Origin of the sequence: Archaeoglobus profundus DSM 5631, from assembly GCF_000025285.1 — an archaeon.
Lineage (GTDB): Archaea > Halobacteriota > Archaeoglobi > Archaeoglobales > Archaeoglobaceae > Archaeoglobus_B > Archaeoglobus_B profundus.
In genome coordinates this window covers 99,232-124,919 of sequence record NC_013741.1, presented here as the reverse complement: position 1 = coordinate 124,919, position 25,688 = coordinate 99,232, and the positions used below count along the sequence as shown (strand labels likewise).

The following is a 25,688-nucleotide window of genomic DNA, read 5'->3' as shown; positions in this document are numbered from 1 at the left end:
GTATTAAAGGCGATTGCACTGTCAACTGGTATGTTTGATGTGGCGATAAAGAACGGTCTGTGCTTTGTAAATGGTGAATTCGTTCAGGCTAACATAGGTATAGAAGGAAACTTGATAGCATACGTTGGAAGGGACGACATTTGTGGAGACCTCGAAATCGATGCTAGGGAAAAGATCGTCATTCCGGGTCTTTTCAACGCTCACACTCACCTAGCAATGACAATCTTCAGAGGTTATGCGGAAGATTTACCTTTGAAAGACTGGCTTGAGAAGAAAATTTGGAGAGTAGAGAAACTCCTTGAGCCAGAAGATGTGTACTGGGGATCGCTCTTAGGAATCTTAGAAATGCTTAAAACTGGAACTACTGCTTTCAGCGATCTCTACATACACATGGACGAAGTCGCCAAAGCTGTTGGGGAGTCGGGGATTAGGGCAGTTCTAAGCTATGGAATGGCTGACAGAGGTAGTAAAGAAAAGGCTGATCTCGAGTTAAAGATTGGAACAGAGTTCATCAAAAATTGGGACAATGCATTCAACGGTAGAATTAGGGCTATATTTGGGCCGCATGCACCATACACATGCACTCCTGAGTTTCTCAAGAGGGTAAAGGATGCTGCAATAGAGTTGAACACATACGTTCACATTCACGTAGCTGAAACGAAGTGGGAAGTTGAGCACGTGAAATCCGTTTATGGAAAGACTCCCGTGAGGTTGCTTGATGAAATAGGTTTCTTAGATGAAAGAACTGTTATAGCTCATGCAATCTGGCTTGACGATAATGAGATGAGGATTTTGAAAGAAAGAAATGTAAGCGTGGTTCACTGCCCCATAAGTAACCTCAAATTGGCCTCTGGAATTGCCAGAGTTAAGGACTTGCACGATCTAGGAATAAACGTTTGCTTGGGAACTGACGGAGCATCTTCGAACAACACCTACAACCTCTTTGAAGAGATAAAGATGACTTCACTACTTCAAAAGGTAATAACCGGTAGAGCCGATGCTCTGAAAGCTAAGGAAGTTTTAAAGATGGCTACCGAAAACGGATATAGAGCTTACGGAATTAAGGGAGGAAAGCTTGAGAGGGGGTACCTTGCAGACATCGTCTTAATAGACAGAAGGAGACATAACTACTGCCCGATGTATGATCCTCTTCACAGCCTCGTGTATGCAAGCTACGGCTGTGAAGTAACTCATGTGATAGTTGATGGAGAGTTGTTGGTTGAGGATGGCATAGTCCTAACGCTTGATGAAGACAAGATTATGGACAAAGTTGAGAGTTTAAAGGAGAAATTTGAAGAAAGCTAGACTGGAACGAACTTCGTTCCGTAGTATATTATTCCTTCCTCTCCATCCTCTCCGAACTTCCTGAAAACCGCTTTGACTCTCATCCCCTCGTATACCTCATCAGGCTTGCAATCGAGTGGAGCAGTCAGCCTCGCACCCTCATCCAGCTCTATCAAAGCGACAACGTACGGTTTTGACATCCAAAAGTTCTCTACTGCATCGTGAACTACACTCCAGCTTAAAACCTTCCCGTAACCGCTGAACTGAACCTCCTTAACCTTTCCCTTCCTCCTGCACTTTGGACAGAGGTTTCTTGGCGGATAGAAATAGCCTCCACAGTTCTCGCAGTAGCTACCAATTAGGTTGTACCTGTACTTTATCTTCCTCCAAAACTTGGGCAACATAGACATCACCTCGAGAAGATTGTAACAACCGCAGTTCCACCCGTCCCTCCTATATTCAAGCTTAAACCAACTTCAGCATCAACTTGCCTCTTTCCTGCATCTCCTCTTAGCTGTAGAACGATCTCAACTGCCTGTCTAACTCCAGTTGCACCTACTGCGTGTCCAAAAGCTTTCAGACCCCCCGAAGGGTTCACTGGCAAATCTCCATCCAAAGCGGTAACTCCCTCTCTAATAAGCTCGGCTCCCCTTCCCTTCTCCACAAATCCCAAATCCTCATAAGCCATTATCTCAGCTATCGTGAAAGAGTCGTGAACCTCTGCAACATCAACGTCCTTTGGATCTATTTTTGCAATCTTGTAAGCTTGCCTTGAAGCGTGAACAACTGCATCCATCGTTGTTATATCTCTCCTGCTGTGCAGAGCTATGTAATCGCTAGCTTGAGTACAAGCTTTGATGTAAACTGGTGTATCTGTATACTCCTTGGCAACATCCTCGCTCGCCAAGATTACGACAGAAGCTCCGTCGCATATCGGTGCACAGTCAAAGAGTTTCAAGGGCTCTGCAACGTAAGGAGAGTTAAGAGCAACTTCTAAACTTATCTCCCTCTTAAACATAGCCTTTGGATTCAGTGTTGCGTTCTTGTGATTCTTAACGCTCACCATTGCCAAATCTTCTTCTTTAGTTCCGTATTTCTTCATGTGAGCCCTTGCAATTATTGCATATAGTGCGGGCAAATTTGCACCGTTGAAGACCTCCCATTCGACATCGGCAGAACTCGATAAGATTTCCATTGCATTTGGAACATCTGTAACTTTCTCAGCACCCGCAGCTATAACAATGTCGTGCATCCCCGATGCAACAGCCATGTATGCCTGTCTGAGTGCTACTCCACCACTCGCATCTCCAGCCTCAACTCTGGTACATGGAACGTGCAAATCAGCCAAGCCTGAATAATCTGCTATGAGTGAAGCTATGTGCTCCTGACCTATGTACCTACCAGCACTCATGTTTCCAGCGTAAACAGCTTCTATCTCTCTCCCTTCCAAACCAGCATCCTCCAAAGCTTCAACACCTGCAGAAATTACAATGTCCCTGAATCCCATCTCCCAAAGTTCACCGAATTTTGAGCATCCAACTCCTATTACGGCAACCCCCCTCATAACATCACCCGAACCTTATCTTCCTCCTCAATTTGACGTACATACCGTAATCAACGTACTCACAACTCTTTATCTTTTCAAAGACTGTCGGGTTTCTCTCAAAATCCTCTATTTTGTCAGTCACTACGAATGAAAAGGCATCACTACCAGCACCACTGCCAAACGATGTGAGCAGAATTCTATCTCCGGGTTTTGCAACATCCAAGACGGATGCTAACCCTATCATGGATGAACCCGAGTAAGTGTTACCTATGTAAGGAACAACAAGACCTTGTTTAACCTGCTCCTTCGTAAATCCAAGCATCTTTGCGACTCTCATAGGGAACTTACCGTTGGGCTGATGGAATACAGCGTATGTGAAATCTGAAGGTTTCAATCCTAACTTCTCAAGCAATCCCTGCGTTGCACCAACAATATGTCTAAAGTAAGCCGGTTGCCCTGTAAATCTTCCGCCATGGGATGGGTAGGGCTGCCCTTCCCTCCTCCAGAAGTCGGGTGTGTCGCTCGCAAAGGAGTACGTTCCTTCAATCTCCGCTATGCAATCCCTCCCTATTATGAAACATGCTCCCCCAGCTCCAGCCGTATATTCCAACGGGTCACCGGGTCTGCTTTGACTTGTATCGGCTCCTATTGCAATCCCATACTCTATAATTCCAGCCCTAACCATTGCGTAGCAGATCTGCATGGCAGTGGTTCCAGCTTTACATGCAAACTCCAGATCTGCGCAGAAGTAGTCGTTGCCTACACCCAGAGCTTCAGCAACTATCGTCCCAGTTGGTTTCACTGCGTATGGATGAGACTCGCTACCCACAAAAACTGCACCGATCTTCTTCGGGTCTATCTTGGCCCTCTTTAGAGCTTCTCTTCCAGCTTCTACTGCAATCGTAGCGGTATCTTCATCCGATCCAGGAACCGATTTTTGTTCAACGCCCAAACCGTTTTTTATAACCTCTGCGTTCTCGCCCCAGATTCTCGCTATTTCATCAACCTTGATTCTGTATCTTGGAATGTACGTTCCGTAAGAGACTATTCCCACCATCACTCAACACCCCTCAACCTATCTACCATATCTTCAACGGGCAGGTTAGTAACGATCAATCCAACTTTGTCAGCTTCCGCCAACTTAACAGCAATCTCATCCACCCTTTTCAACCCATGCAAAACGACTACGCTCGGCTTTAGATTCGCAACTCTAACAGCGACCATTGGAGATCTTCCAGTTGAGACTTTCGTAAAGATAAGAGATCTTTCGCTCGTGTAGCCGTAAAGCTTGTAGAAGTCGTACGCATTTAACGTTAGAATCGCCTTTATGCTGTCGACTATTGTATATCCGTTAACGACCTTATCAGTCTCTACTATCACATCACCCTCAAGCATTTCCACAAGCTCCTTAAACTTCAGAGATTTCGTGAACTCTTTCATATCTATGATTGCATCCAAGTTAATGCCACTTATGAGGTCCCTGTACTTCGAAATTGTCTTGTAGCCCTTATCTTTGTCTATCTCGAATAGTGCCGTTATGACTTTCCTAACAAAGCTTATACCGGGTGATTTTCTTCTGTCGCTTTCGTAATCACTTATAACTGATGGAGAAATTCCCAATTTATCGGCAAGCTCCTTCTGAGAAACTTCAAATATTCGCCTCCACTTTCTCAGAGCTTTGCCAGGATTATCGGAAAAGACGATTTCACCTGAAATCTTATCCTTTAGAACGTCAATTATGTGATCCATAAAACGAAGTTGCTCGAAAACTTATAAATTTAACGAAATCGAATACGTTTATTGACGTTGTAGAACTTGTTAAAGAAAATAAAAAATTTTGAGGGCTTACTCACAGATGTCAATCCAAATGGCTCCGTTTGGACAAGCTTCAACACACGAACAGCACTCCTGGCAGTCTTCAGGTCTCACAGGATGGGATTTTCCATCCTCCCCAATCTCGTATACCTCTCCAGGGCAGACACCTATACACTCTCCACATCCATCACACTTTTCTGGGTCTACTTTAATCTCTACCATACCCTACCACCTCCCAGCTGGATGATTTTAGGAGTATTTAACGTTTTTTAAATCACTCGCGAGTCTCTCAGTAAGGTATGACCGAATAAAACAAAATAGGTTAAAAATGAAGTAAAAATCAAATTCCTGATCTCTTTTCTTCCATCTCCTTGAGCTTCTCTGGAGTAGTTATATATGTTGTGGAACCAGACGACCAATATGCTGCTTTTCCTTCATTTATAAGCTCCTGCACTATCTTATCAAGTTCTTTCTTCTTGACTCTTAGTATTTTCGCCAAATCTCTAACTTGCCAAGGCTTCTTCTGCAAGTATTCTATAACTTTCTGCTTTAGCTCCTCCTTATTTATTTCCTCGGCCATTTTAGGTCACCAAAAAAATTAGGTTAAAGTAGTATATACACTTTACCATCTGAAAGCTGCGGATGTTCTGAATGTCGTGTAGAGGTACGGTGTTCTGTGGTAGTCTTCGATCAGCTTCTCAGTGAACTCCAAGCCTGTCAACTCGAAGAATCTCTCCCAGCCGATTCTGTGTATCCACTCAGCAACTCTCTCGTACTTCTCTGCGTGGGCTGCCCAAGTCTCAAGTATCTTCTTAACTGTCTGAACGACTTCTGGCCATCTTGGTGGGTTGTTTGGTAGCCATGGCACTACAACCTTCGAAAGCTGTGGCGGGTATCTAGCATCTGATAGCTTACCTCCCACGAGTATTGCTACACCGTCATTCTCTGGGTCGAAGATTGGCATACCCGGACACATTGTGTAACAGTTTCCACAGTACATGCACTTGTCCTTGTCGAGTATTACTGTCTTCCTCTTCATGTCTGGCTTCAGAGCACCAGTTGGACAAGCTGCGACAGTTGACGGAATCTCACAAGTCCTTCTTACAGCATCGTCATCTATCTTAGGAACTTTTCTGTGGACTCCAACCATCGAAATGTCTGAAGCGTGGACTGCTCCACACATGTTAGCACAGCAAGCAAGGGAAATTCTACACAGAGCTGGGAGCTTGTGGTCGGTGAAGTATTCGTAGAGTTCATCCATCACAGCTTTCACGATACCAGATGCATCAGTAGCTGGTGTGTGGCAGTGTACCCAGCCCTGAGTGTGGACGATGTTTGTAAGACCGTATTCACCCTTTGTGGCATCCCAAGTTCCACCGCACGGGAATCCTACTTTCTCCTGAACTTCTTTTATCAAGTCTTCAATTTTGTCTGGATCGGTTAAGAAGAATTCTACGTTGTGCCTGCTTGTGAATCTTAGATAACCATCAGAGTACTTGTCGGCAATGTCACATAGATCTCTAACCGTGTAGATGCTCAACAGTCTCGGTGATCCGAATCTAACGACGTATATTACGTCTCCACTTTCTGCAACCCTCTTAATTACACCAGGCCTAACCACTTCGTGGTACTTCCACTTTCCATAGTTGTTTTTAATCACGGGGTGCAACATTATCGAGTAGTGCGGTGGGCCAAAATCAGTTTTTGGCTCCACAGTCTCTTCCCATTCCTTCTCCTCAGCCATAACAAACCACCTCACTCCTGCAATTCTCTCCAGAATATGAACGGGTTGTTTCTTGGAGCGTACACCATCCTAACGTCAGCTTTCTGACCGATCACTTTCAAGAATTCCTGCATTCCAACTCTCCAGATGAGTTCTCCGACTCTCTCTCTGAACTTACCGTTCTCGTCCCACCAGTCCCAAATTGCTTCAAGCAATTCGCAGCACTTGTCTATAAGTTCGTCTGCCGGAATGAACGGCACTGCAACCCATCCGATTATAGCTCCATCGAGGAACGGAGCCTTACCACCGATGAGGATCGTTGCTCCTCTCTCCTTACCCGGCTTTAGAGCCTTCGGTAGGACGTTTATACAGTGCATACATCTGATACAGTTCTTGTTGTCGATCTTTAGCTCGTTACCGTCCCAGCTTATCGCACCAGTTGGACACTTCTTAACAACTTGCTTCTCAATGTCCACACCAGCCTTGGCGTATTCCCTTACTGCTTCCTGATCAATCTGGATTTCATCCTTCCAAGTTCCGATTATAGCGAAGTCCGATCTTGCCTTTGCAGCGACACAGTCGTTGGGACATCCAGCACACTTTATCTTGAACTTGTATGGCCACATTGGCCTGTGCAACTCATCCTGATATCTCATCGTGAACTGATAGCAAGCCTCAAGGGTGTCGTAGCATGCGAATTCACACAAAGCTGGACCCATGCAGGCTGAAGGAGTTCTCAAGTCAGAACCACTACCACCGATGTCGAATGGAGCAGGGGAGCCGTATTTTTCAAGGTAAGCTAGGGCGTTTGCCATCGGCTGTAAGTGCTCAGTTCTCGTTCCAAGCAAGATTATGTCTCCAGTTGAACCGTGGAAGTTCGTCAATCCAGAACCCCACTTCTCCCAAGCATCGCAGATAGCTCTCAAGGCTTTCGTTGAATAGAACCAGCCAGCTGGCATGTTAATTCTCATCGTGTGGAAGTGCCAAACCTCTGGAACTTTATCTTCCAAGTCACAGTATCTACCAATAACTCCTCCACCGTAACCGTAGACAGCTACGATACCTCCGTGCTTCCAGTGCGTTCTCTTTTCTTTGTAAGACAATTCGAGAACCTTAAGTAGACCCTTAGCGGCACCTGGCAACTTTATCTTTTTACCAGCTTTCATCGCCTTCTCCTGCTCGATTGCAGCTCTCTTGATCTCTTTTACAAAGGAAGGCCATGGACCTTTTTCAAGTTCATCAAGTAATGGAGTCTCTGGCAATTCTACACCATCAACTACTGGCATTTAACCACCTCCCAAACGGTTCGTATTTATCTCTCCATTAACCATATATAAGATTTTCGAAATTAAATTTCATAAAACTGAGTTTTAATTTTGAGAATTCATTTCGTAAATCTTTTAGAATGTTTAACGTTAAAGGGGCTGGTGACTGGGAAAGTTTACATTGTTGGAGCCGGTCCAGGAGATCCTGAACTGCTAACGGTCAAAGCTTTGAAGGTAATAGAGATGGCGGACGTCATACTGTACGATAGGCTCGTCGGAAAAAGTATAGAAGATATGCTGAAAAGGATGGGAAAGGAGATAATCTACGTAGGAAAAAACTCTTATGAGAACGGTGCTGAGAGACAAAGAAACATAAATGAGCTTATGGTTAAGCTTGCAAGGGAAGGAAAGATCGTTGTAAGACTAAAGGGTGGAGATCCATTCGTTTTTGGAAGGGGTGGAGAGGAGGTAGAATACCTAATAAGGAACAACATACCTTTCGAAGTAATACCCGGACTCAGCTCGGTTATAGCCGTCCCAACCTCTGCAAAAATTCCTTTAACGCACAAAGGACTCTCTTCAACGATATTCGTCATTACGGGCAGAAACTTAGAAGATATTGGGAAATCAGCTCTCAACGGGACAATAGTCGTACTGATGGGAAAGGAGAAGATTAAAGAAATCTGTAGGAGATTGATAGAGCTTGGAAAAGATCCTAAAACGCCAGTAGCCGTAATAGAAAACGGAACACTTGACAATCAGAGAGTTTACTATGGAAACCTTGAGACAATTGGCGATATTGTAGAGAAAAACGTCAAGGGTGTAGCGTTGATAGTCATAGGTGATGTTGTTGAGCTTGGTAAGAAGTTCAACTCCAGAAAACTCTAGTCCTCACAAACCTCTTCTCAGCCTCGATAAGCTCCTTCAAAAAATCTTCCTCATTCTTGAAAAACTTTGAAAGTATTTTTACAGCCGTGTTGACTCCAACTCCAAACGTGTTTAGGGCATATATCGCCCTCTTTCCGTAGTTCATGACGAGATTTGCATTTTTATAGAGCTCAACTTTATCTATCTCATTTAAATCTCTTCTCGCATTCACACAAGCTAAAAGAGCTGAACCGCACTTTATGCACATCAAACTCTCTATCTGCTTAACCTTCATCTTTACCCTGCAACCGCAGTTTAAGCAAATTAAGTAGCAATATTCGTTCTCAATCCTCTCCTTGAAGGCTTTCAAAATGGCTTTCTCCCTATCCCCTACAATATCACCAATCCTTAGCTCGCTGAGTTTTGATAGGGGACTGCATTCTTCGTAAACCAAAATTTCTATCTCTCCGCTCTGAATTTTTTTCAATACAAAAGCAGTTCTATCCAAGTCCAACCTATCGTGTATTACCTCTTTTAAAGCCTCTATATAAACGGGTTTTCCTCTCATCTTTTCGATGAGTCTTCTAATGTTAATTCTGCCTACATCATCCAAACATCCAAATCGCTTTGCAACTTCGACGAACTTGTACTGCATGACCTTTGAATCGATGAGAGCGATTTCTATCAGCTCCGCAATCTTATCAACATCTATTTTCATCAGAACGTCTTTAACGTAATCTGCGTCGACGTTACCCTTTATCCTTATCCTGTAAGGTTCTACAGAAATCTCGAAAGGTTTGGGTAGGAAGAGAGATATTAGCTTTGCAATGGTTTCATTCACCTTATGACCAAAACAGGCGTTTATTACGACATTTCCTTTACCCTCAATAGTTACAACATCGTCCGTTGCGATCCTGTATCCCTCTTTCAAACACCTTTCAATTACATCCAAAACTACTTTGCAAGAACCTTCGTCCGTATTAAACTCTTGCATAAGAATATCTACAACTTCTTCCTTGCTAAAGCTCCTGAGAAGATTGCATATCCACCTTCTAATCTTGCCAACATCCTGAGCAACTTCAAAGGGGACAGGAATTTCTTCACCAAGCCAAGAAGGAACGACACCCTCAGACTCAACTCTCTCAACTCTTACAACGTCGTCTATCGCTACTATTCTCCAAAGCTCCCCTTTCATAGCGAATACATTGTGATCCAAGAGAGATACGAAGCTCTCATCCAAATATCCAATAACCTTATGCGTAGCTGTATCTACAACCTTGACTTTTTTCTCATCTGGAATCATTGAAATGTTCGAGTAAAAATATCTCCTACCACTCCTCGTAACCTTTCCATTCCTTATCAGGCCATTTTTCTCCAAAAACGCACAGATTTCGTTAAATTCTTCTTCACTCAAATCATCGTAAAATTTTACTCTTTTAACTATCTCGTAAATTGCACCAAGATCGTAACCCTCCATAAGCATCGCTACAATCTGATTTGCCAAAACATCCAAGGGCTTACTGAAAGGTTCGATTCTTTCAATCAAACCTTTCTTGGCTCTTTTAACGATTGCCCAAGACTCAAGAATTTCGTCAAATTCGTTTGCAACAATATACCCTTTTGAAACTTCCTCAAGCCTATGCCCACTTCTTCCAACTCTCTGAATTAACCTCTTCACTTCTCTTGGACTGTTGTACTGAACCACCGCATCCACATGTCCGATATCTATTCCCAATTCCATAGAAGATGTGCAAACCAATGCATCCAGCTTCCCTTCGGCAAACATCTTTTCAGCTTCTATTCTAACATCTCTCGACAGCGAGCTATGGTGCACCTCGATCTTGAGCATCTTCTTAAGCTTCAATCCCAATGTTTCGGCCGTTTGCCTAGTATTTGTAAATATCAACGAAGATCTATGGTTTTTCACGATCCTCGCTATCTCTTCCTCATCTCCCTTAACAACTCTGAATTCGTAGACCTTTTTACCATTCCACTCAACAACATCCTCCATTCCAAAGAACTCCGCGATCTCCTTGGCGTTACTTAAGGTTGCGGATAAACCGATCACTTGGAAGTTAGCAAGCTCTCTAAGCCTTTCCAAAGCTATTGCAAGCTGAACACCTCTTTTAGAATCCGCAAGCTCGTGGATTTCATCAATCACAACAAATTGAACGTTTCTTAAAGACTCTCTAAGTCTTCTACCTAAGAACAGTATTTGGAATGTTTCTGGTGTTGTGATTAGTATTTGTGGAGGTTTCAAGGATTGTAATCTCCTCTCAGCATTTGACGTATCACTGTGTCTGACAGCTATTGTAAAGCCGAGCTTATCTGCCAAAATCTTTAGTCTCCTGATCATGTCTCTATTCAAAGCTCTTAAAGGAGTGATGTAGAGAAAAGTTATACCCTTACAATCCATTTTGAGCATCTTGTTGAGTATCGGGATTGTGGCACACTCAGTTTTACCGCTTCCAGTCGGAGCTGTAATGAGGACATTTAAACCCTTAGCTACTCTCGGAATAGCAACCTTCTGAAGGTCGTTCAGCCTTTTTATCCCTATTTCCCTTAAAGCCTCAACTAGCATGGACTCGTAGAATAGACTTGAGGATATTTAAGATGAACGTCTCGCTTAACCAATAGTCTCGCAGCTTTTGTTTGATGAAAAAGATGCATTACGTCAAGAAAATTCTTAATAACTATACCAACAACCCAAAGCCATGAGAACGATCTATTGGGAGGACAATGCCGTAAAACTGATTGATCAAACGCTTTTGCCGGACGAATTCAAAATTATAACGTGCAGAACTGTTGATGAGCTTGCAGATGCTATAAAGAGGTTGGCTGTGAGAGGAGCACCAGCTTTGGAGGCGAGCGGTGCTTACGGTGTCGCTTTAGCTTGTTACGAGAGGGATTTCAAAGATGTAGATGAGCTAAAGGAGCATGTCAAGAAGAGGGCCGAGCTTCTAGCTTCGACAAGGCCAACAGCTGTAAACTTATTCTACGGAATTGATAGAGTTTTGGAAGTCGTCTTGAGCGGTAGCGATGTTGAGGAAATAAGAAAGAAAGCTTTAGAAGAGGCTGAAAGGATAGCTGAGGAAGACGTTAGAAGGAACAAACTCATGGGTAAATATGGAGCTGAGCTTTTGGAGGACGGAGATACTGTTTTAACTTACTGCAACACTGGAAGGCTTGCAACCGTTGATTACGGAACAGCTTTGGGTGTGATAAGAAGTGCGGTTGAGCAGGGTAAGAAAATCAAAGTAATTGCATGCGAAACTCGTCCTCTAAATCAAGGCTCTAGGCTTACGTGCTGGGAGTTGATGCAGGACGGTATAGATGTGACGCTCATCACGGACAATATGGTTGGAATCGTAATGCAGAGGGGAATGGTCGATAAGGTGATAGTTGGGGCTGACAGGATTGTGAGAGACGCTGTTTTCAACAAAATTGGAACGTACACAGTAGCAATAGTTGCCAAAGAGCATAACGTTCCATTTTACGTCGCTGCACCGATTACAACGTTTGACTGGGAAAAGACTATGGATGAGGTAATTATTGAGGAGAGGAGCAAAGATGAACTAATCTATTGCCATATAAAGTGTAGAAAGACGTTGATTGCACCGAAAGACGTTAAAGTCTTCAATCCGGCCTTTGATGTAACCCCACTCAAGTATGTTACCGCCTTGATAACCGAAAAAGGTGTCATATATCCGCCGTACGAGGAGAACGTGCCAAAATTTCTGAAGTTAGGTGGTAGCGAATAGGCCACTTTGATTGTTATTTACAATTTTTCATTTTTCTATGTCATTGTAGTATATCTTCGAGATTTCAATATTTCAATTTTTTACGCAATTTTCAAATCTTCAGAACAAAGGTTAGAAGTGCGCGGGCCGGGATTTGAACCCGGGCTAACGCCTCGGAAGGGCGTTGTCCTACCAGGCTAGACTACCCGCGCCTACCGATTATTAAAGCCATATACATTTAAACGTTTCGCAGGAAAATTTTATTTTTCGAACTGATCTTTTTTATGCATGAGCGTAGGATGGGATGCTTCACATGGAGAATTCTTAATTGAGGATTATTACTACTTCTCAAAGCTGAAAAGAATGGCAAAAAATGAGGGTATAGAGATATATCAGGAGGACGATTTCAAGAAGCTGGGCGAGCACGATGTAATCGTTTTTAATTACCCAGAGGAAAAGTTCCGAAGCTGGGAGATTAGAAAAATAAGCAACTGGCTAAAGAAAGGGAAAAGAATAGTCTTTGCTACATACTACGGAAACATGGACTCCACTGCAGAGAACATAAACAAAGTTCTGACTAAACTCGAAATACCTATAAGAATAAACGGCGATGTTGTGGTAGATCTGGAGAACAACGCTGGAGACATGATGTTCCCAATATGTAAGTACAAGACTTACAAGGTTGTTATGCCGTGTGCATCGTCTCTCACAACGAACAACAACGCCTTAATAATATCTGAAACTGGGTTAACTCATCCAAATGGTTACAGGAGCCCAGTAGTCGGCGCGATGTACAAGGACAAGGGAGAGATAATTGTATTGGGCACCTGTGTGTTCTGGGACAACTACAGTTTAGAGTTGTTAGACAACAAGATACTTGCGTTGGACATACTGAGGTGCTAGAATGAAGGAGAAGCTTATAGACATGCTAAAAGAAATCGGAGCTTTGAAATTTGGAGAATTCATTCTTTCATCTGGGAAGAAGAGCAACGTCTATGTTGACATAAAAATAGCATGCACATACCCCGAAATACTAAGGACTGTCGCAAAGCTGATGGCTGAAAAGGTTAAAGGTATTGACTTCGACAAGATAGCCTGCATAGAGCTAGGAGGCGTTCCACTGGCTGTAGCTCTTTCCCTCGAAACTAACAAGCCCTACGTCATATTCAGAAAGGAGAAGAAGTCCTACGGAGTTGGCGGTGATCTGATAGGGACTATTGAGGAAGGCGAGAGGATTGTAGTTGTTGAAGATGTGACTACAACGGGAAAGTCTGCTTATTCAGTGGTTAGGAGGGTTGAAGAGAGGGGTGGTAAGGTAGTAGCTGTGCTGACTGTCGTCGATAGGAATGAAGGGGCCAGAGAGCTCATTCCAAATCTAATCCCAATTGTCGAACTTAAAGAACTCTTGGAGAACATTTAAATACCGATCTCCTCTCGATGTTGTGCTATGAGTAAAGTCGAGAGACTGACTAAGAGAAAGACCGATCCAAACTTGGTGAAGCTAATCGAATCACTGTTCAAAGCATCAGCTGAGAACAAGGCAAAGATATGGAAGGACATCGCAGAGAGATTGGCTAGACCAAAGAGACTTTACGCAGAAGTAAATGTCTCGAAGATAGAAAGGTACGCCAAAGAGGGAGAAACGATCTTAGTTCCAGGGAAGGTTTTAGGAGGAGGTAGGATAACAAAAGCCGTTACAGTTGCAGCCTTAAGCTTCTCAGATTCAGCTAGGAGAAAGATTGAGTCTGCGGGAGGTAAGTGTCTTACGATTTCTCAGCTGATCGAGATAAATCCGGGAGGTAGCGGAGTCAGGATTATGGGGTGATGAATTATGGCTGTGAGCGTTAAGAGGGCCTTGAAGACCCTTGGCGACGACTTCGTTGTGATAAATGCGGAAGGACATATTTTAGGCAGATTGAGCAGCATTATCGCAAAGAGGTTGCTGAACGGAGAAAAGATAGTAGTTGTCAATGCTGAAAAGGCTATAGTTACTGGAGATAGAGAAATGGTCTTTCAGAGATACAAGGAGAAGTACGACAGGGGTAGTAAGGAAAAGGGCCCCTACTTCCCAAGACATCCTGAAAAACTCTTCAAAAGAACTGTCAGAGGTATGCTTCCTTGGAAGAGCAGAAGGGGTAGAGAAGCATACAGAAGGCTTAGGGTTTTCATGGGAGTTCCCGAAGAATTGAAGGACAAGGAGTTTGAGATTGTTGAACAGGCGTTGTATGAGAAGGTTTGTAAGACTGACAAGTTTGTAACGGTAGCAGAGATTTGTGAGTATTTGGGTTACAAGTTTAGGGGTGCATGATTATGAAGGTCGTGATAACAAGTGGTAAGAGGAAAACAGCTGTTGCCAAAGCCGTTGTAAGGGACGGAGTTGGTAGGGTCAGAATAAATAAGATTCCTCTCGAAATTTTCCAACCTGAACTTGCCAGACTAACCATAATGGAGCCACTGATTATAGCAAAGGACTTGGCAAAGAAGGTTGACATCGATGTTACCGTGAACGGTGGAGGTGTCATGGGTCAGGCTGAAGCTGCGAGAACAGCAATAGCAAGGGGGCTGGTTGAGTGGAGCGGAGATGAAGAGCTTAAAAGAGCTTACTTAGAATACGACAGGTATCTGCTCGTCAACGACGTGAGGAGGAAAGAGCCCAAGAAACAGGGAGGAAGGGGAGCAAGGAAGAGGAGGCAGACTTCTTACAGGTAAAAACTTTTATACAGTTTTTATCACGGTGAAAAGGATGGAAGGGGTAGACTTCCCCATCAGATGCTTCAGCTGTGGAGCCGTAATAGGACACCTCTACGCGGAATACAAGAAGAAACTTGAAGAAGGTAAAAGTCCGAAAGAGGCTTTGGATGAAATGGGAATTGAGAGGTATTGTTGCAGGAGAATGTTCCTGACTTACAAGTCCGTGCTTGAGGAGATTGCGAAGTTCCATGGGGCCGTGGGGTAGCCTGGTTATCCTCCCGGCTTCGGGAGCCGGTGACCCGAGTTCAAATCTCGGCGGCCCCATCAAAGGGGTGATGCCCTATTAAACGCACCTTCCCCTTTAAATATACTCGATTTGAAAAAGTCCGTATCATCGGTGCAAGGGCTCTGCAGATAGCTTTGGGCGCACCAGTGTTAATAGAAACTGACAAAACCGATCCCTTAGAAATTGCAAGAGAGGAATTCGAGAGAGGAGTAATTCCAATAACTGTCAGGAGAAGAAGGGAGAGCTTCGTCTGGCTTGAAAGATACGATCTGTTTTAATTTTTTATTAAATTCTGAACATTAAATTTCTCGATGTTATACTTCTCATGAGATTTTCAACCCTTTCAACGCTCTCACAGATGTCTTCAGCTATCTTCTCAGCGTTTCTCTCTCCAATTAGGAGAATGTAGTTCTCTATAAAGTCTTCAGCAACCTCATCGTCATCCAAGTCCCAAACGCCCGAAAACATCGGATGCATATCGTTTACGAAGTCCACTACACCTTCAAAGTTCGTTCCGTTTATCATATCGCTCACATAATCGTGCTCGAAGAATTGGCAATCCCTAAGAATATCAATGACTGCACTCCTCAGCTTCTCAACGTTGTATGTCCTCTTTGCAGGAGAGTACTTCTTCACGATCTCATCCATCTCAGCCTTGGAGTAGTCGAAAATCCTCTGTCTTCTACTCATACCCTTTGAAACTTCCATAAGTACTTCGAACGTTCTCGAATCGATTGGGGCTATCCTTGTCTTTCTTCCGTTGTTGAGTTTGACAGTCTTTATTCCGTTAAATGAGCGGATGTCGTTCTTCGTGAGGTTGTAAACTTCCTCATGAGTGGCAAGAGAGGATATAATAAGTCTGATCATAGCATGTTCCTTCAAATCCTTCCTCGACACCGCATTTATGTACCTGATGTCGAACTCCTTTATCAGCAACTCATCCATCCCAATCCCTTATATTACTCCAGATATAAATCCTTTGATGAAACATCCGTGCATAGTTCAAATAAGGGATGTCGAAGAGGAGAGGCTTGAAAACCTTATTTCAAAGGCTTACAAGTTCAACGTCAATGTTGAGAAGGTAAAAGGAGGAGTGGATGTTTATTTCGAGGATGTGAACGATGCAAGAAAGTTCATCTCAATTCTGAAGAAGTTGCTGAATTTTGAAGTTAAATTCAGCACGAAATTCGCAGGATTGAGAAAGGGAAGGGTGAGAGTTCTCTTCGTTTACTGCCTTAGATACAGAGGATAAGCTTTTTAAATCCGATCGTGCACCCTTACTGGGGGCCGGTAGCTTAGCCAGGTTAGAGCGCGGGACTCTTAATCCCGCGGTCGGGGGTTCGAATCCCCCCCGGCCCGCTCCAAAGTTGGGTAGTATTCCTCTTTCAGCCAAGATAACAGCCTTTGCAAGTTCCGCTTCAACGAAAGCCGACAGATTAGGGATTATCTGCTTAGCTCTCTCAAGAATATTTTTATCTACGTAGAGGTGCAAAAATGTCTTGTCTCCCTTACGTCTTGGCATAATGATTCTTGATCAAGAATAAAATAAGGTTTGCTAAAGGTAGTTGGCAGTAGGTTTAATAATTTTTACAAGAATAAAATAAGCGTTGCTGCTTACACTACTACCCTTTCAAGAACTTCTTCTTAATTATATCTTTCTTCTGTAATAAATCTCGTGTAGCTACAAGTATACTAATAAGAGCTTGACCGATTGCAGATTTCCTGAAACGCTCAAGACTCGACCATCTCTCAACAAACCACATTGGGAGGTTTTCGGCAATCTCGAGAAGATGAGATGTTGAAGCTACAGATGTTCCTTTAACCAACTCCCTTGCGAAGTCTTTGGCAAACTTCCTATATATATCCTTGAAAGCTTCCTCAAACAGCTTAACTGCAACAATACCATCAACGAAAGCGGATATCTCATCTTCAACGCTGAGCTTTTCACCCGAACTTATGATCAATTCAAGCCTTTTTTTGAAATATTCATGAGCAGAGGGATGCCTTAACACCTTTTCGAGTTCTTTCTTCTCCTCCTCAGTTAGCTCAATGTATTTTTCAATAAAGGATATAATTTCATTCACAGTTGTGAAAACAAACTCTTCAGGATTGATTTCGTAAAGTTTCCTCCTCCTATCATTTGGATCTTGTCTTTCTATAATTAAACCCTTGTTTTTCAAATTAGATAGGTATTCGCTCACAATCGGTTTCTTAAGCCCTAAAGCTTCTTGGATTGCGTGAAAATACTTTTTTCCTCCAATTATGAATCCCAGAATCTCGAGCTCTCTTTTACTAACCATGTTTGTTTGTTAGGTAACTAACACATAAAAACCTAACGTTTGTTAAGATAACGAACGAAACTTTTTTAATCTTTAAGAGAATTGTTTGTTAAACAAACAAACAAATGAAGGGGGTGGTAGAAGTGGGGAGGATTGTTGTCACAAAAACAGTCTCAATGCCTCTCGAAATCGCCTATGTAATCCAAAAACTCGCTGAAAAACTTCAAACATCAGAATCAGCAGTTGTGAGAATTGCGATCCTTGAAAAAGCTGAGCGTGAGGGTGTGGAGATTCCATCTCAATGGAAGAGCGGTTTTGAGAGAGGTGGTTAAAAATGTCAACTCCAACAGCGAAGGGCGGGAATCTTAAAAAGAAATCCGTCATTGACTTTAAAAGCTTTTCCGAAAAATGTCCATTTATGATAAGAGATCAAAGAAACATAAAAAATTGTATCTTTAATGAAGATTTTCCGACCGACTGTAAACAGGAGGTTTGCAAACTCATAGGAGGAGGTGATGCGTTTGTCCCATATGTCCCATAATATGGACAATAATTTCAACGCTCAAAATTGCGGGACAAGTGGGACAAATAGGACAAACGGGACAAGTGGGGACACACAGGACATCGGCTTGAATTCAAGATTTGAACCCATCTGTGTCAAGAAAGCAAGAGAGTGCTCCTCTCCTGAGGCCTTGAAAGTAATACTCTCATGGGCAAAGAGAAGAGGATTGACAGAGTCACAGCGCCTGTCAATTGCAAAAACCTTCCTGAAAGTTCACAATCTCGATCTGTCACCTGATAAATTACTCGAGCTCCTCGATGTTCCGCAGTTCTCATGTGATTATGTGAGAAATCTCGGTTTCTGCAAGGAGGAAGAATGCGCTGAGAGTTTACACCCAGCTGATCGTTTGATTATAGACACCGAATCTGTTCTACTGTTCCATTCAACGTCAGAGTTGGACATCAAAATAGCAGGTCGTCGTGAAATAATTCCGATCAAAAAGATCGCAAAGCAAGGTAAGGACGGAATGAAAGTTAATGTAGCCCTCTTCAACGAGCTTTTCTTAAAGTGTTATTACATTCCGCCAAATCCTCCATTCGATGAAGAAAGCGCATTAAAGGTTTATCAAAGTTGGGTCGATAACGCCGTGATTGTTAGAGAACCCTTTGATGTAGAGTCATCGATCGAGGAAGCCGTTATCGAGGTTTTAACCACAAAGAGGGAATTTTACGATGTCAAGCTATTGAAGGAAGGTAAAGTGCCACCGAAACGTGGCTTTTTCGTTGAAGGAGACATCATTCTTGTTGATTCTGAGCTCCTTAAGGAGCTTCTTGAGGAGGTAGGTGTTTACGAGAGCATGAGGAAAGTTGCAAAGTCGGTGAGAAGACTTCTTGCAAATCCAAACAGGGCATCTATACGTCTTCGTATCAAGGAGCAAAGAAGATACTTTTGGGCATTTAATCTCGAAGCTATTAAGGCGATTCTGAAAAGAGAAGGCGAAGATTGGACTCCTGAAGTCAAGAAAGAAGATGACTTCTCAAAAGCTATTGAGGAGATTGGAGGTGATTTTATTGAGTGAAGTTATCAAAATTTACGGACCACCAGGAACAGGTAAGACCTCAACACTCATCTCAAAGCTGAGGGAAGAAATCCAGAACGATGACCTTTCCTTGAAGGATGTCGTTTTCATTTCATTTTCTAATTCTGCAATAAACGAGGTTTGTGAACGTGTAGGAATATTAAGAGGAAGCAGAGTTGCACCTTACTTCAGAACACTTCACGGTTTATGCTTGAAGAACCTTATCAAGACAGGGAAGATTTCACCCGATTTGATAAGGAGAATGCAATCGAAAGGCTTTGTTGAAGGACTGCAGGAACGCTTCTGTCGTGAGGAAGGGATTCCATTTGAAAGGGATGACGGTTTTGGTGCTTCAGATGCGTTAGGAAACAGAGTTTTCACCGCTTGGAATGCTGTCATTGGCGAGTTCTACCCTGAAAGCCGTGATATTGGAAAGTGTCTCGAGATGTTATATAATATAAATTACAATTATGGATCAATTATAGAGCGTTGGTTGAACTTCAAGGAGAATGCGGGATTCTTTGATTACGTCGATCTCCTTATAGAATCATTTGAGGAAGGAATTGAGATTGAAGCAAAGATCGGATTCATTGATGAAGCTCAAGATTTCAACCGCTTGGAGTTTGAAATTGTCGAAACTACAATTGAACAACTTGAGAGGGTTTACTTGGCGGGGGATGATGATCAAGCCATTTACGGATGGAAGGGAGCAAAACCTGATTTCTACCTCGACTTGAAAGGTGAGGAAGTCATCCTCTCGAAAACTCACAGGTTACCCTCGAGGGTTTGGAATTTTGCCAAGCAGATCATCACACAGGTTGAAAGAAGAAAGGAAAAAGAGATCGAACCGCGTGAGGATGCGGGAGTTGTAAGAATACTTCCAAAGATGGATATAAGGGAGTTCCTGAGTTGCGCGGTAGGAACGGCAAGAAGGCATCCCAACCTCAAGGTTTTTGTCTTATTTAGGACCAACAGGATGGTTTATCAAGCTGAGTCAATTTTGCTTGAGAATGCAATCCCCTTCAAGCGTTTGAAGGGTTTCACGTTTTGGGATAAGGAATTCGTGACAGCATGGAACATCGTTGCCAAATTGAGAAGAAAGGAGAAGCTCAACCTTGATGAGCTAAAGTTCCTTGTTGAAAATGCGAATCCTGACATTATCTCTGAAGAGCAAAAGGAAATACTTACCAATCTGATTCAAAGCGGTAACATCCCGATAACCCTGTTTGAAGCTCTCCATAAATTACCCATCCTCGACCTGATAGCTCTTAGAAGGAAGAGAGCAAAGAAACTCCTTGAGAAAGCTTGGAAACCAATTGATTTCGAGAAGATCAACCTCTACATCGACACGATTCACGCTTCAAAGGGAGCGGAAGCTGATATCGTGTTCTTGGCAGATGCCATAACTTCTCCAATTGTTTCAGCAATAAACAACGGACATCGAGATGATGAGTTGAGAGTCTTTTACGTTGGATCAACAAGAGCACGAAAAGCCTTGTTCGTTGCTCCACTCGTTGAATACAAGTCATTTTTGGAGGAGGTGATTGCTTATGCACCCATTTGCCAAAGCGCTTGATGGTGAGTGGGGAAATTATATCGCAAGTTGGTGGAGGATGAAAGAGGAATATCTCAAGACGTGGGTTCATCCTTTGAGGGAGAAGCACATTTACTTCAAGCTCGTTAGAGGATTCCCTTACGAAATTCCTTTCGTGTTCAATGGCGCAGGATTCAAGAATGAGCTCAATACGCCTTGGAAAGAAGCTGAAGAGCTTCACGACGTGATACTGTTTGCACCTGTATTAAGGAGAGAAATTCTGCCTTGGGAACTTGTTCTCGATCCTGATATCGAAAATGAGAAAGAACTTGTCAAAAAGGGTAGATGGATTCAAGCATCCCTTGAAGCTCTTGAAATCGAATATACAATGGGTTACACGGGAAACAGATCATTCCACTTCCACATTATAGCCGATCCTGATACCAAACTTCCTGAAGAACTTCCAGAGGGTTTTAATCTACGATTGTTCAAGGAAGCGTTGTTCAACATCATTGGGTATTGTGCAGGTTTTGACGGATTGGACATTGACACGGCAGGATTCAAGGCGAAGAGACATGCCATTAGAGAATTCTTCAGCATCCACGAAAAGACACGTTGTTTCAAGGTTCCCCTTGATGAGGTAGAAATCAGGAAAGTTAAGCTTGGCGTATATCCCGGATGGCTTGAAGATTGGGAGGGATACGAGCTTTGGAAACCAACTGAAAGCCAAGTAATGGAAATACTTGAAGAGGTTGAGAGAATAATTGCTCAAAGAAAGCTCCAAGAGAAATCCTTTGAGAGATTTTGGAGAAGCAAACCAAGAAAGGAAAGGACTATTGGTTCGAGATGGAGGCTTGAAAGGATAAAGAAGTATGCTCAGATTTTGAGGAAGTATGGGAAGCTCGTGAATGATCCAAAACTCAAGGAGAGGCATGGAAACGAATGGAACGCAAGAGCGCACCTAATCATTTTAATGATAAAGGAAGGCTTCACGGATGAGGAGATTCACGAAGTCTTCCGCCATTCTGAGAATTACGATCACAAGAAAACGCAGTATTTCATCGATTGGTTCAGGAGAAAGGAGATAGAAGTCTCGAGAGGTGTTAGGAGATGAAGTGCCCATTCTGTGGCAATTTCCTTGAAAATTCTCTTACCAAAGCGTTGAACGGTATCCAGAGTGAAGAGGGAATAGTTCTCACGAACATCGATTATGTCCTTGAAGTTGGAAACACGATAAGACTTGTTGCCGAAGAAAAGCACACTCAAAGGCATTTTGCAAACATTTACCAATTAATCACGCTTAAGAAGGTTGCCAAAGCCTTGAGAGTTCCTCTCTTGCTCTTATTCGTTGATGATGTCGAGAATGAGGTAACAGTTTACGATGTGCCGGTCAACATAAAATTCCCAAGACGGCATTTCTACAACTTTGAACGGGAAGAACCCGTTTTCGTTGGCGATTATCGAGAGCTGAGACGTTTCCTATTGAAGAATTTTGTTTATCATGCTCCTTCCATGAAAAGGAGTTTTGGGAGGTGGTATGATGCGGTTTAGAAGTCTGAGAGCTGTTTCCCAGCTGATGAGGAAGGGAGTTGTTGCAACAATGAGAAACGGGAAGTATCACGATTTGATTGGAAGGGAAATCGTGATTAGAGATAGCAGAAACATTGTTTTCGCAAAAGCAAGAGTTATTGCAGTTTTTGAAAACTTGAAAGTGTTCAGAAAGCTCTTATGGAAGTATTCAGGGTTTGAAAGCTTAGAAGCATGGGAGGAGAAGGCAAGGGAGTTGAACATGGGAAGGTTGCCGAAATACATTGTTCTCCTCAAACTGACTGAAAAACTCAAGACTGATCCATTATGCGGTTTTGAGAGCGCTAAGGAGTTGCTTAAGCATACTGTTTGAGGTGAGAGGATGAAGGCAAAGAAGTTTGATCCTATCAAAATGATCGAAGAATCAGGAATCGGTGAGGTTGTCGATCAATACTTTTGCGAATTTGTTTGTAAGAAAGGAGAATTTGGCAAATGCAAGTATTTCAGGTGGATTTACGGAATTCCCGTTTGCATCCGAAAGGCTGTGAAGAAAGAGAAACGATTAATCAGGTGAGATCGTGGTTGAGGAAGAAAGGGAGGAGATTATCGAAGGGGAGGAAGCACTTAGTGGCTCATTCATCCGCTTAGTGATTAAGGGCGATGACAATGGAATGGGATTCGAACTCACGGTAAAGGCGGATGATGACCTGAAGAAGGTTGAGAAAGTTTTTATGAGAGTTTTTGAGAGAGTATCGGGTTTAATTAACGGACAGAGGGAGAAGGGGATTGATGTCGTATGAAGGGGATGTTTTCCGAGCTTTTTAGGGAGTATAATAACAATAACACCAATTGGCTAAACACGGTTGAGAACGAGCAAATTAAAACCGCAAGGGTAGTTAACTTATCCCTCACACAAAAGTGCAATTGGAGATGCATCTTCTGCTATAAGTGTTGCCCAAAACCGTTAGAATTCGATCCTGATGAGCTCTTCATGATACTTCGGGCATTAGAAAAGGAAAAAATGTTCTTCGGACTGACGGGTGGAGAGCCGACAATTTACAGATATTGGAGGAACATTTTAAGGTTGTTCACAGGGTATCCGCGCTTGAACATAATAACGAACGCTTCAGGAATTCGGTTGAAATCGGACGACGATGCGCATCTTCTTCTCACGAGTGTTAAAAGCTATAAAGTATCGATTCACGGTGTCGGGAGGGGAGCGGTTGAAGTAACAAGAAGTAGGGCGCAAAAAGGGTTGCAATTCCTCGAAAAAATGTTTGATACTCTTAATCGCTTGGAAGAGTCTTTGGAGCGGAAAACTAATCATCTCAGCTACGATTTTGTTGTCAACGTGGCTGTTCTGAAGGAGAACGTGGATGAAATTCCACTACTCATCGATAGGTTGGCAACGCTTCAAGATGAATACGGTTATCTAACAAGGATTGATGTTTTCAGACCTACACTTGTTGGGAATATGAAGAAACACAAATCAAGCATTCTCGATCTAACCAAGTTCGCAGAACTCTGCAAAGAGCTTAAGGAAACATATTCGGAACTTCCCTTAACTTTCGATGCTAACATTGCACATACTCCAGCGCTTTATTGCTGGGAGATTGAACCTGATGGATACGTTTACAGTGATATGCACTTCGCTCGGGTAGGCTCGTGGCGTAAGCACAGGTTAGCGGAAATTATTCAATTTGCCTATAGGTATGGTCCACAACTGATCAGACAGTATAAGGGGAAAGAATTTGTTGAGTTTCCAGATTTCGAACCTATCTATGAAAAGGATGTGATCTACCAATTTAAACCTAAAAGCAACGAGCTTCATTTCTTCAGTGCGGAGGATGCATTACTTATATACTACCTCCGCAATAATAAAACCTATGTTTTTAAGGGTTTGTTGAGTTATCTCATTCACACGTTCACATCTTGTCCCCTCAGTCAAGCGATTAAGCTGATCAAACCGATCAAGTTTGAAGATGTTAAACCCATTCTTGAATTCTTGGAACGAGAAGGTGTTATCGAGAAGACTGAAAGTCGTTTTCTGAAGGATTTCAAAATCGTGAACGAATCTATAAATGTAAAATTGGGAGAGCGGGAGGTGTGTTGAATGAAAGGGATGAATCGTTGCTATTTCTCAAAATTTTGGAGGATGGAGAGGAGATATTTTAAAGGCGCTCTAAACGAGTGGTTTGGCAAGTTGGATTCGGTTAACAAACGCAAGATATTAAAAAGGTTCTACGAGATGGGTTTGGAGTCCGGTTTGTTTGAACATGAGGTTAATGGTTTGATATACTACTATTTTGGCGTTTCACTATTCAAAGCGGGAAACTATTGGAAACGCGTTAGAATACTCAGACTACCAACGTGGATTCTTAAAGAAGTTGTCAGAATAAGCGGTGAACTCAGTAACTTAAGCGGACGAAAGGTTGCGCATGAGCTATACAAGAAGAAGGGAGTTTGGGTTGAACCGGGTGTTATTTACCTTTTCTTAAACCGCTTCAACGTAGAAGAAACTATTAGAGTGAAGGAAGCTCACGATGAACTTCAGGTGAAGGCTTTGAGGGAAGTAGGGCATCTCGAGCAAGATTTTATCCTTGCAGTTGAGGAGAATTACAGGAATTCAGTTTCGGTTTATGAGGAGTTCTCCGAGAAGTTCGAAAGGGTAAATCTTCAGCTCCTCTTCTTTTACGTCAATGTAGCGAGTTACTACCCTATGCTAATCGATTCAGCTTTGATAGATAAGGTTGTTGAGAATTGTGAGTTGGAAAAACCTAAATTGTGGAGGAGGGTGATGGAGAGATGGACGCACCGTTTGACGGTCGTTTCAAGACCGTAAAGACTCGTTATCACGTTACAATGGTTCTGCCGTTCCTTTTAGCGGACAAGGGTTTAACAGCAGAGGAGATCGAGTTTGTCATTGAAAGGTTTGAAAGATGCCCTATAAGATTGGACAGGCTGAAACTACTCTTCGAGTCTAACGGGAGGAGAAGGAGATGGAAGGTGGACAATCTCTCTTTAGATGTTTTAAAGGAGATCAAGCGGTTGAGAGAGGAGAAGGGTTACGGTTACCAAAAAATTAGTAAGGAAATCTATAAAAAATTTGGAATTTATATTTCAGGGATGACTGTTCGCCAAGTTTTCAAGGAGAGTATTGACCAAATTATCGAGGAGAAGGAGAAAGAAGCGAAAAGAATTGTAGAAATTGAAACATTGGTTGAAGAAGGGAAAATCAAGGAGATTAGCCTGAAAGACCTCGTTTGGTTTGCCATGCGAAAGGAGAATGAAAAGGTAAATGCTGAAATTGAAAGAAGACTGAACGAGTTAGTTGAAAAATCGTATAGCATGACTGTGCTCGATGTCCTTTGAATGTTTGATTTGTTTAATTTCTAACTTGTTTTCTTCACATAGTATATATATGAACTAAACTAAATTTTTATAACATATTTTCCTATAAAAACAAACTCTCACAAAGTTAGAGAAGACCGCTCATGGGGGAGATTTTGCTGAATGAAGGGATTAGAGGGGAGATTGAGGAATACATGGCG

The 25,688-nt window shown here is 42.7% G+C and carries 34 protein-coding genes and 3 tRNA genes; 25 read left to right on the top strand and 12 right to left on the bottom strand.

Features of this window, described 5'->3' with window-relative positions; all coding sequences use genetic code 11:
• Window positions 1–30: 30 nt before the first annotated feature.
• Window positions 31–1,305 (top strand): amidohydrolase, encoded by a 1,275-nt coding sequence (locus ARCPR_RS00730; RefSeq protein ID WP_012939555.1) that lies wholly within the window; start codon window positions 31–33, stop codon window positions 1,303–1,305.
• Here the strand turns inward: ARCPR_RS00730 and ARCPR_RS00725 are convergent.
• The 8 genes from ARCPR_RS00725 to dsrA all read right to left on the bottom strand — a co-directional run bounded on the left by ARCPR_RS00725 (window position 1,302) and on the right by dsrA (window position 7,654).
• Complete coding sequence (locus tag ARCPR_RS00725) at window positions 1,302–1,688, bottom strand: Zn-ribbon domain-containing OB-fold protein (RefSeq protein ID WP_012939554.1); 387 nt, start codon at window positions 1,686–1,688, stop codon at window positions 1,302–1,304. The two genes, ARCPR_RS00730 and ARCPR_RS00725, sit on opposite strands and share 4 nt — an antisense overlap.
• A 5-nt stretch (window positions 1,689–1,693) precedes the next feature.
• Window positions 1,694–2,848 carry a thiolase domain-containing protein gene (locus tag ARCPR_RS00720; RefSeq protein ID WP_012939553.1) on the bottom strand — a complete coding sequence of 385 codons (1,155 nt, stop codon included), beginning with the start codon at window positions 2,846–2,848 and terminating at the stop codon, window positions 1,694–1,696.
• A 4-nt stretch (window positions 2,849–2,852) separates the two neighbouring features.
• Window positions 2,853–3,887, bottom strand: coding sequence for a hydroxymethylglutaryl-CoA synthase (locus ARCPR_RS00715; protein ID WP_012939552.1), 1,035 nt, complete (start codon window positions 3,885–3,887; stop codon window positions 2,853–2,855).
• Window positions 3,887–4,579, bottom strand: a complete 693-nt coding sequence (locus ARCPR_RS00710; protein WP_012939551.1) for a helix-turn-helix domain-containing protein — start codon at window positions 4,577–4,579, stop codon at window positions 3,887–3,889. The genes ARCPR_RS00715 and ARCPR_RS00710 overlap by 1 nt, the downstream gene beginning before the upstream one ends.
• 96 nt (window positions 4,580–4,675) lie before the next feature.
• Window positions 4,676–4,867: a 4Fe-4S binding protein gene (locus ARCPR_RS00705; RefSeq protein ID WP_012939550.1), complete on the bottom strand. Its 192-nt coding sequence runs from the start codon at window positions 4,865–4,867 to the stop codon at window positions 4,676–4,678.
• 118 nt (window positions 4,868–4,985) lie between these two features.
• Window positions 4,986–5,225, bottom strand: a complete 240-nt coding sequence (locus ARCPR_RS00700; protein WP_012939549.1) for a dissimilatory sulfite reductase D family protein — start codon at window positions 5,223–5,225, stop codon at window positions 4,986–4,988.
• A gap of 42 nt (window positions 5,226–5,267) precedes the next feature.
• Window positions 5,268–6,389 (bottom strand): dissimilatory-type sulfite reductase subunit beta, encoded by a 1,122-nt coding sequence (gene dsrB, locus ARCPR_RS00695; RefSeq protein WP_012939548.1) that lies wholly within the window; start codon window positions 6,387–6,389, stop codon window positions 5,268–5,270.
• A gap of 11 nt (window positions 6,390–6,400) precedes the next feature.
• A complete protein-coding gene (gene dsrA, locus ARCPR_RS00690; protein ID WP_012939547.1) occupies window positions 6,401–7,654 on the bottom strand; it encodes a dissimilatory-type sulfite reductase subunit alpha in 1,254 nt (417 codons plus the stop codon).
• Between the two features lie 141 nt (window positions 7,655–7,795).
• On the opposite strand from dsrA, the gene cobA reads away from it, so the two are divergent.
• A complete protein-coding gene (gene cobA / locus ARCPR_RS00685; RefSeq protein ID WP_012939546.1) occupies window positions 7,796–8,521 on the top strand; it encodes a uroporphyrinogen-III C-methyltransferase in 726 nt (241 codons plus the stop codon).
• Here cobA and ARCPR_RS00680 read toward each other — a convergent pair.
• Window positions 8,502–11,081, bottom strand: a complete 2,580-nt coding sequence (locus tag ARCPR_RS00680; RefSeq protein ID WP_012939545.1) for a DEAD/DEAH box helicase — start codon at window positions 11,079–11,081, stop codon at window positions 8,502–8,504. The genes cobA and ARCPR_RS00680 overlap by 20 nt on opposite strands.
• A gap of 133 nt (window positions 11,082–11,214) precedes the next feature.
• Here ARCPR_RS00680 and ARCPR_RS00675 point away from each other — a divergent pair, with 133 nt between their 5' ends.
• Entirely contained in the window at window positions 11,215–12,261 is a 1,047-nt protein-coding gene (locus ARCPR_RS00675; protein ID WP_012939544.1) for an S-methyl-5-thioribose-1-phosphate isomerase, read from the top strand.
• Between the two features lie 118 nt (window positions 12,262–12,379).
• On the opposite strand, the gene ARCPR_RS00670 is transcribed toward ARCPR_RS00675, so the two are convergent.
• Window positions 12,380–12,452 (bottom strand) — tRNA-Gly (locus ARCPR_RS00670).
• 76 nt (window positions 12,453–12,528) lie between these two features.
• Between ARCPR_RS00670 and ARCPR_RS00665 the strand changes: the two genes are divergently transcribed.
• The 8 genes from ARCPR_RS00665 (at window position 12,529) to ARCPR_RS10055 (ending at window position 15,495) form a co-directional block, all read left to right on the top strand.
• Entirely contained in the window at window positions 12,529–13,143 is a 615-nt protein-coding gene (locus ARCPR_RS00665) for a DUF4350 domain-containing protein (RefSeq protein WP_012939543.1), read from the top strand.
• Window position 13,144: 1 nt separating this feature from the next.
• Window positions 13,145–13,660: an orotate phosphoribosyltransferase gene (gene pyrE, locus ARCPR_RS00660; protein WP_012939542.1), complete on the top strand. Its 516-nt coding sequence runs from the start codon at window positions 13,145–13,147 to the stop codon at window positions 13,658–13,660.
• A gap of 27 nt (window positions 13,661–13,687) precedes the next feature.
• Entirely contained in the window at window positions 13,688–14,065 is a 378-nt protein-coding gene (locus tag ARCPR_RS00655) for a 50S ribosomal protein L18e (RefSeq protein ID WP_012939541.1), read from the top strand.
• Window positions 14,066–14,071: 6 nt separating this feature from the next.
• Complete coding sequence (rplM, locus tag ARCPR_RS00650; RefSeq protein WP_012939540.1) at window positions 14,072–14,548, top strand: 50S ribosomal protein L13; 477 nt, start codon at window positions 14,072–14,074, stop codon at window positions 14,546–14,548.
• Window positions 14,549–14,550: 2 nt separating this feature from the next.
• Window positions 14,551–14,949 (top strand): 30S ribosomal protein S9, encoded by a 399-nt coding sequence (locus tag ARCPR_RS00645; RefSeq protein WP_012939539.1) that lies wholly within the window; start codon window positions 14,551–14,553, stop codon window positions 14,947–14,949.
• 34 nt (window positions 14,950–14,983) lie between these two features.
• Window positions 14,984–15,196 (top strand): DNA-directed RNA polymerase subunit N, encoded by a 213-nt coding sequence (locus tag ARCPR_RS09460; RefSeq protein ID WP_012939538.1) that lies wholly within the window; start codon window positions 14,984–14,986, stop codon window positions 15,194–15,196.
• A tRNA-Pro gene (locus ARCPR_RS00640) sits at window positions 15,182–15,255 on the top strand. The genes ARCPR_RS09460 and ARCPR_RS00640 overlap by 15 nt, the downstream gene beginning before the upstream one ends.
• An 18-nt stretch (window positions 15,256–15,273) precedes the next feature.
• Window positions 15,274–15,495 (top strand): DNA-directed RNA polymerase subunit K, encoded by a 222-nt coding sequence (locus tag ARCPR_RS10055; protein WP_012939537.1) that lies wholly within the window; start codon window positions 15,274–15,276, stop codon window positions 15,493–15,495.
• A gap of 7 nt (window positions 15,496–15,502) precedes the next feature.
• On the opposite strand, the gene ARCPR_RS00630 is transcribed toward ARCPR_RS10055, so the two are convergent.
• Window positions 15,503–16,162 carry a hypothetical protein gene (locus ARCPR_RS00630; protein WP_012939536.1) on the bottom strand — a complete coding sequence of 220 codons (660 nt, stop codon included), beginning with the start codon at window positions 16,160–16,162 and terminating at the stop codon, window positions 15,503–15,505.
• 37 nt (window positions 16,163–16,199) lie between these two features.
• Here ARCPR_RS00630 and ARCPR_RS00625 point away from each other — a divergent pair, with 37 nt between their 5' ends.
• Complete coding sequence (locus ARCPR_RS00625; protein WP_012939535.1) at window positions 16,200–16,469, top strand: NMD3-related protein; 270 nt, start codon at window positions 16,200–16,202, stop codon at window positions 16,467–16,469.
• 32 nt (window positions 16,470–16,501) lie between these two features.
• A tRNA-Lys gene (locus ARCPR_RS00620) sits at window positions 16,502–16,576 on the top strand.
• 263 nt (window positions 16,577–16,839) lie between these two features.
• On the opposite strand, the gene ARCPR_RS00615 is transcribed toward ARCPR_RS00620, so the two are convergent.
• A complete protein-coding gene (locus tag ARCPR_RS00615) occupies window positions 16,840–17,517 on the bottom strand; it encodes a winged helix-turn-helix domain-containing protein (RefSeq protein ID WP_012939534.1) in 678 nt (225 codons plus the stop codon).
• Window positions 17,518–17,621: 104 nt separating this feature from the next.
• Between ARCPR_RS00615 and ARCPR_RS00610 the strand changes: the two genes are divergently transcribed.
• The 12 genes from ARCPR_RS00610 to ARCPR_RS00555 are packed head-to-tail and all read left to right on the top strand — an operon-like array spanning window position 17,622 to window position 25,509.
• Complete coding sequence (locus tag ARCPR_RS00610; RefSeq protein WP_012939533.1) at window positions 17,622–17,828, top strand: ribbon-helix-helix protein, CopG family; 207 nt, start codon at window positions 17,622–17,624, stop codon at window positions 17,826–17,828.
• Between the two features lie 2 nt (window positions 17,829–17,830).
• Window positions 17,831–18,037 (top strand): hypothetical protein, encoded by a 207-nt coding sequence (locus ARCPR_RS00605; protein ID WP_012939532.1) that lies wholly within the window; start codon window positions 17,831–17,833, stop codon window positions 18,035–18,037.
• 1 nt (window position 18,038) lies between these two features.
• The gene (locus tag ARCPR_RS00600) at window positions 18,039–19,076 is read left to right on the top strand and encodes a hypothetical protein (protein WP_012939531.1); all 1,038 of its coding nucleotides are present in this window, start codon (window positions 18,039–18,041) and stop codon (window positions 19,074–19,076) included.
• A complete protein-coding gene (locus ARCPR_RS00595) occupies window positions 19,069–20,652 on the top strand; it encodes a UvrD-helicase domain-containing protein (RefSeq protein ID WP_187286412.1) in 1,584 nt (527 codons plus the stop codon). Before ARCPR_RS00600 ends, ARCPR_RS00595 begins: the two co-directional genes overlap by 8 nt.
• Complete coding sequence (locus tag ARCPR_RS00590; protein ID WP_012939529.1) at window positions 20,627–21,724, top strand: carboxymuconolactone decarboxylase family protein; 1,098 nt, start codon at window positions 20,627–20,629, stop codon at window positions 21,722–21,724. Before ARCPR_RS00595 ends, ARCPR_RS00590 begins: the two co-directional genes overlap by 26 nt.
• On the top strand, window positions 21,721–22,161 hold the full coding sequence (locus ARCPR_RS00585) for a hypothetical protein (protein ID WP_012939528.1): 441 nt from the start codon (window positions 21,721–21,723) through the stop codon (window positions 22,159–22,161). Before ARCPR_RS00590 ends, ARCPR_RS00585 begins: the two co-directional genes overlap by 4 nt.
• Window positions 22,151–22,510 carry a hypothetical protein gene (locus tag ARCPR_RS00580; protein ID WP_012939527.1) on the top strand — a complete coding sequence of 120 codons (360 nt, stop codon included), beginning with the start codon at window positions 22,151–22,153 and terminating at the stop codon, window positions 22,508–22,510. Before ARCPR_RS00585 ends, ARCPR_RS00580 begins: the two co-directional genes overlap by 11 nt.
• 9 nt (window positions 22,511–22,519) lie before the next feature.
• Window positions 22,520–22,711, top strand: a complete 192-nt coding sequence (locus ARCPR_RS00575) for a hypothetical protein (RefSeq protein WP_012939526.1) — start codon at window positions 22,520–22,522, stop codon at window positions 22,709–22,711.
• Between the two features lie 4 nt (window positions 22,712–22,715).
• Window positions 22,716–22,937: a hypothetical protein gene (locus ARCPR_RS00570; RefSeq protein ID WP_012939525.1), complete on the top strand. Its 222-nt coding sequence runs from the start codon at window positions 22,716–22,718 to the stop codon at window positions 22,935–22,937.
• On the top strand, window positions 22,934–24,250 hold the full coding sequence (locus tag ARCPR_RS00565; RefSeq protein ID WP_012939524.1) for a radical SAM protein: 1,317 nt from the start codon (window positions 22,934–22,936) through the stop codon (window positions 24,248–24,250). The genes ARCPR_RS00570 and ARCPR_RS00565 overlap by 4 nt, the downstream gene beginning before the upstream one ends.
• On the top strand, window positions 24,251–24,979 hold the full coding sequence (locus ARCPR_RS00560) for a hypothetical protein (protein ID WP_012939523.1): 729 nt from the start codon (window positions 24,251–24,253) through the stop codon (window positions 24,977–24,979).
• On the top strand, window positions 24,943–25,509 hold the full coding sequence (locus ARCPR_RS00555) for a hypothetical protein (RefSeq protein ID WP_012939522.1): 567 nt from the start codon (window positions 24,943–24,945) through the stop codon (window positions 25,507–25,509). The genes ARCPR_RS00560 and ARCPR_RS00555 overlap by 37 nt, the downstream gene beginning before the upstream one ends.
• The last annotated feature ends 179 nt before the right edge of the window (window positions 25,510–25,688 follow it).

Excerpts from the sequence above, each read along its gene's own strand:
- ARCPR_RS00585 (WP_012939528.1), top strand. The coding sequence starts at position 21,721 with ATGAAGTGCCCATTCTGTGGCAATTTCCTTGAAAATTCTCTTACCAAA.
- ARCPR_RS00565 (WP_012939524.1), top strand. The coding sequence starts at position 22,934 with ATGAAGGGGATGTTTTCCGAGCTTTTTAGGGAGTATAATAACAATAAC.
- ARCPR_RS00725 (WP_012939554.1), bottom strand. The coding sequence starts at position 1,688 with ATGTTGCCCAAGTTTTGGAGGAAGATAAAGTACAGGTACAACCTAATT.
- ARCPR_RS00600 (WP_012939531.1), top strand. The coding sequence starts at position 18,039 with ATGGACAATAATTTCAACGCTCAAAATTGCGGGACAAGTGGGACAAAT.
- ARCPR_RS00560 (WP_012939523.1), top strand. The coding sequence starts at position 24,251 with ATGAAAGGGATGAATCGTTGCTATTTCTCAAAATTTTGGAGGATGGAG.
- ARCPR_RS00710 (WP_012939551.1), bottom strand. The coding sequence starts at position 4,579 with ATGGATCACATAATTGACGTTCTAAAGGATAAGATTTCAGGTGAAATC.
- ARCPR_RS00615 (WP_012939534.1), bottom strand. The coding sequence starts at position 17,517 with ATGGTTAGTAAAAGAGAGCTCGAGATTCTGGGATTCATAATTGGAGGA.
- ARCPR_RS00555 (WP_012939522.1), top strand. The coding sequence starts at position 24,943 with ATGGACGCACCGTTTGACGGTCGTTTCAAGACCGTAAAGACTCGTTAT.
- ARCPR_RS00605 (WP_012939532.1), top strand. The coding sequence starts at position 17,831 with ATGTCAACTCCAACAGCGAAGGGCGGGAATCTTAAAAAGAAATCCGTC.
- ARCPR_RS00575 (WP_012939526.1), top strand. The coding sequence starts at position 22,520 with ATGAAGGCAAAGAAGTTTGATCCTATCAAAATGATCGAAGAATCAGGA.
- ARCPR_RS00705 (WP_012939550.1), bottom strand. The coding sequence starts at position 4,867 with ATGGTAGAGATTAAAGTAGACCCAGAAAAGTGTGATGGATGTGGAGAG.
- ARCPR_RS00680 (WP_012939545.1), bottom strand. The coding sequence starts at position 11,081 with ATGCTAGTTGAGGCTTTAAGGGAAATAGGGATAAAAAGGCTGAACGAC.
- rplM (WP_012939540.1), top strand. The coding sequence starts at position 14,072 with ATGGCTGTGAGCGTTAAGAGGGCCTTGAAGACCCTTGGCGACGACTTC.
- dsrA (WP_012939547.1), bottom strand. The coding sequence starts at position 7,654 with ATGCCAGTAGTTGATGGTGTAGAATTGCCAGAGACTCCATTACTTGAT.
- ARCPR_RS00610 (WP_012939533.1), top strand. The coding sequence starts at position 17,622 with ATGAAGGGGGTGGTAGAAGTGGGGAGGATTGTTGTCACAAAAACAGTC.
- ARCPR_RS00645 (WP_012939539.1), top strand. The coding sequence starts at position 14,551 with ATGAAGGTCGTGATAACAAGTGGTAAGAGGAAAACAGCTGTTGCCAAA.
- ARCPR_RS00675 (WP_012939544.1), top strand. The coding sequence starts at position 11,215 with ATGAGAACGATCTATTGGGAGGACAATGCCGTAAAACTGATTGATCAA.
- ARCPR_RS00715 (WP_012939552.1), bottom strand. The coding sequence starts at position 3,887 with ATGGTGGGAATAGTCTCTTACGGAACGTACATTCCAAGATACAGAATC.
- ARCPR_RS00590 (WP_012939529.1), top strand. The coding sequence starts at position 20,627 with ATGCACCCATTTGCCAAAGCGCTTGATGGTGAGTGGGGAAATTATATC.
- ARCPR_RS00730 (WP_012939555.1), top strand. The coding sequence starts at position 31 with ATGTTTGATGTGGCGATAAAGAACGGTCTGTGCTTTGTAAATGGTGAA.
- dsrB (WP_012939548.1), bottom strand. The coding sequence starts at position 6,389 with ATGGCTGAGGAGAAGGAATGGGAAGAGACTGTGGAGCCAAAAACTGAT.
- ARCPR_RS00625 (WP_012939535.1), top strand. The coding sequence starts at position 16,200 with ATGAAACATCCGTGCATAGTTCAAATAAGGGATGTCGAAGAGGAGAGG.
- ARCPR_RS00700 (WP_012939549.1), bottom strand. The coding sequence starts at position 5,225 with ATGGCCGAGGAAATAAATAAGGAGGAGCTAAAGCAGAAAGTTATAGAA.
- ARCPR_RS09460 (WP_012939538.1), top strand. The coding sequence starts at position 14,984 with ATGGAAGGGGTAGACTTCCCCATCAGATGCTTCAGCTGTGGAGCCGTA.
- ARCPR_RS00655 (WP_012939541.1), top strand. The coding sequence starts at position 13,688 with ATGAGTAAAGTCGAGAGACTGACTAAGAGAAAGACCGATCCAAACTTG.
- ARCPR_RS00665 (WP_012939543.1), top strand. The coding sequence starts at position 12,529 with ATGAGCGTAGGATGGGATGCTTCACATGGAGAATTCTTAATTGAGGAT.
- ARCPR_RS00630 (WP_012939536.1), bottom strand. The coding sequence starts at position 16,162 with ATGGATGAGTTGCTGATAAAGGAGTTCGACATCAGGTACATAAATGCG.
- pyrE (WP_012939542.1), top strand. The coding sequence starts at position 13,145 with ATGAAGGAGAAGCTTATAGACATGCTAAAAGAAATCGGAGCTTTGAAA.
- ARCPR_RS00720 (WP_012939553.1), bottom strand. The coding sequence starts at position 2,848 with ATGAGGGGGGTTGCCGTAATAGGAGTTGGATGCTCAAAATTCGGTGAA.
- ARCPR_RS00580 (WP_012939527.1), top strand. The coding sequence starts at position 22,151 with ATGCGGTTTAGAAGTCTGAGAGCTGTTTCCCAGCTGATGAGGAAGGGA.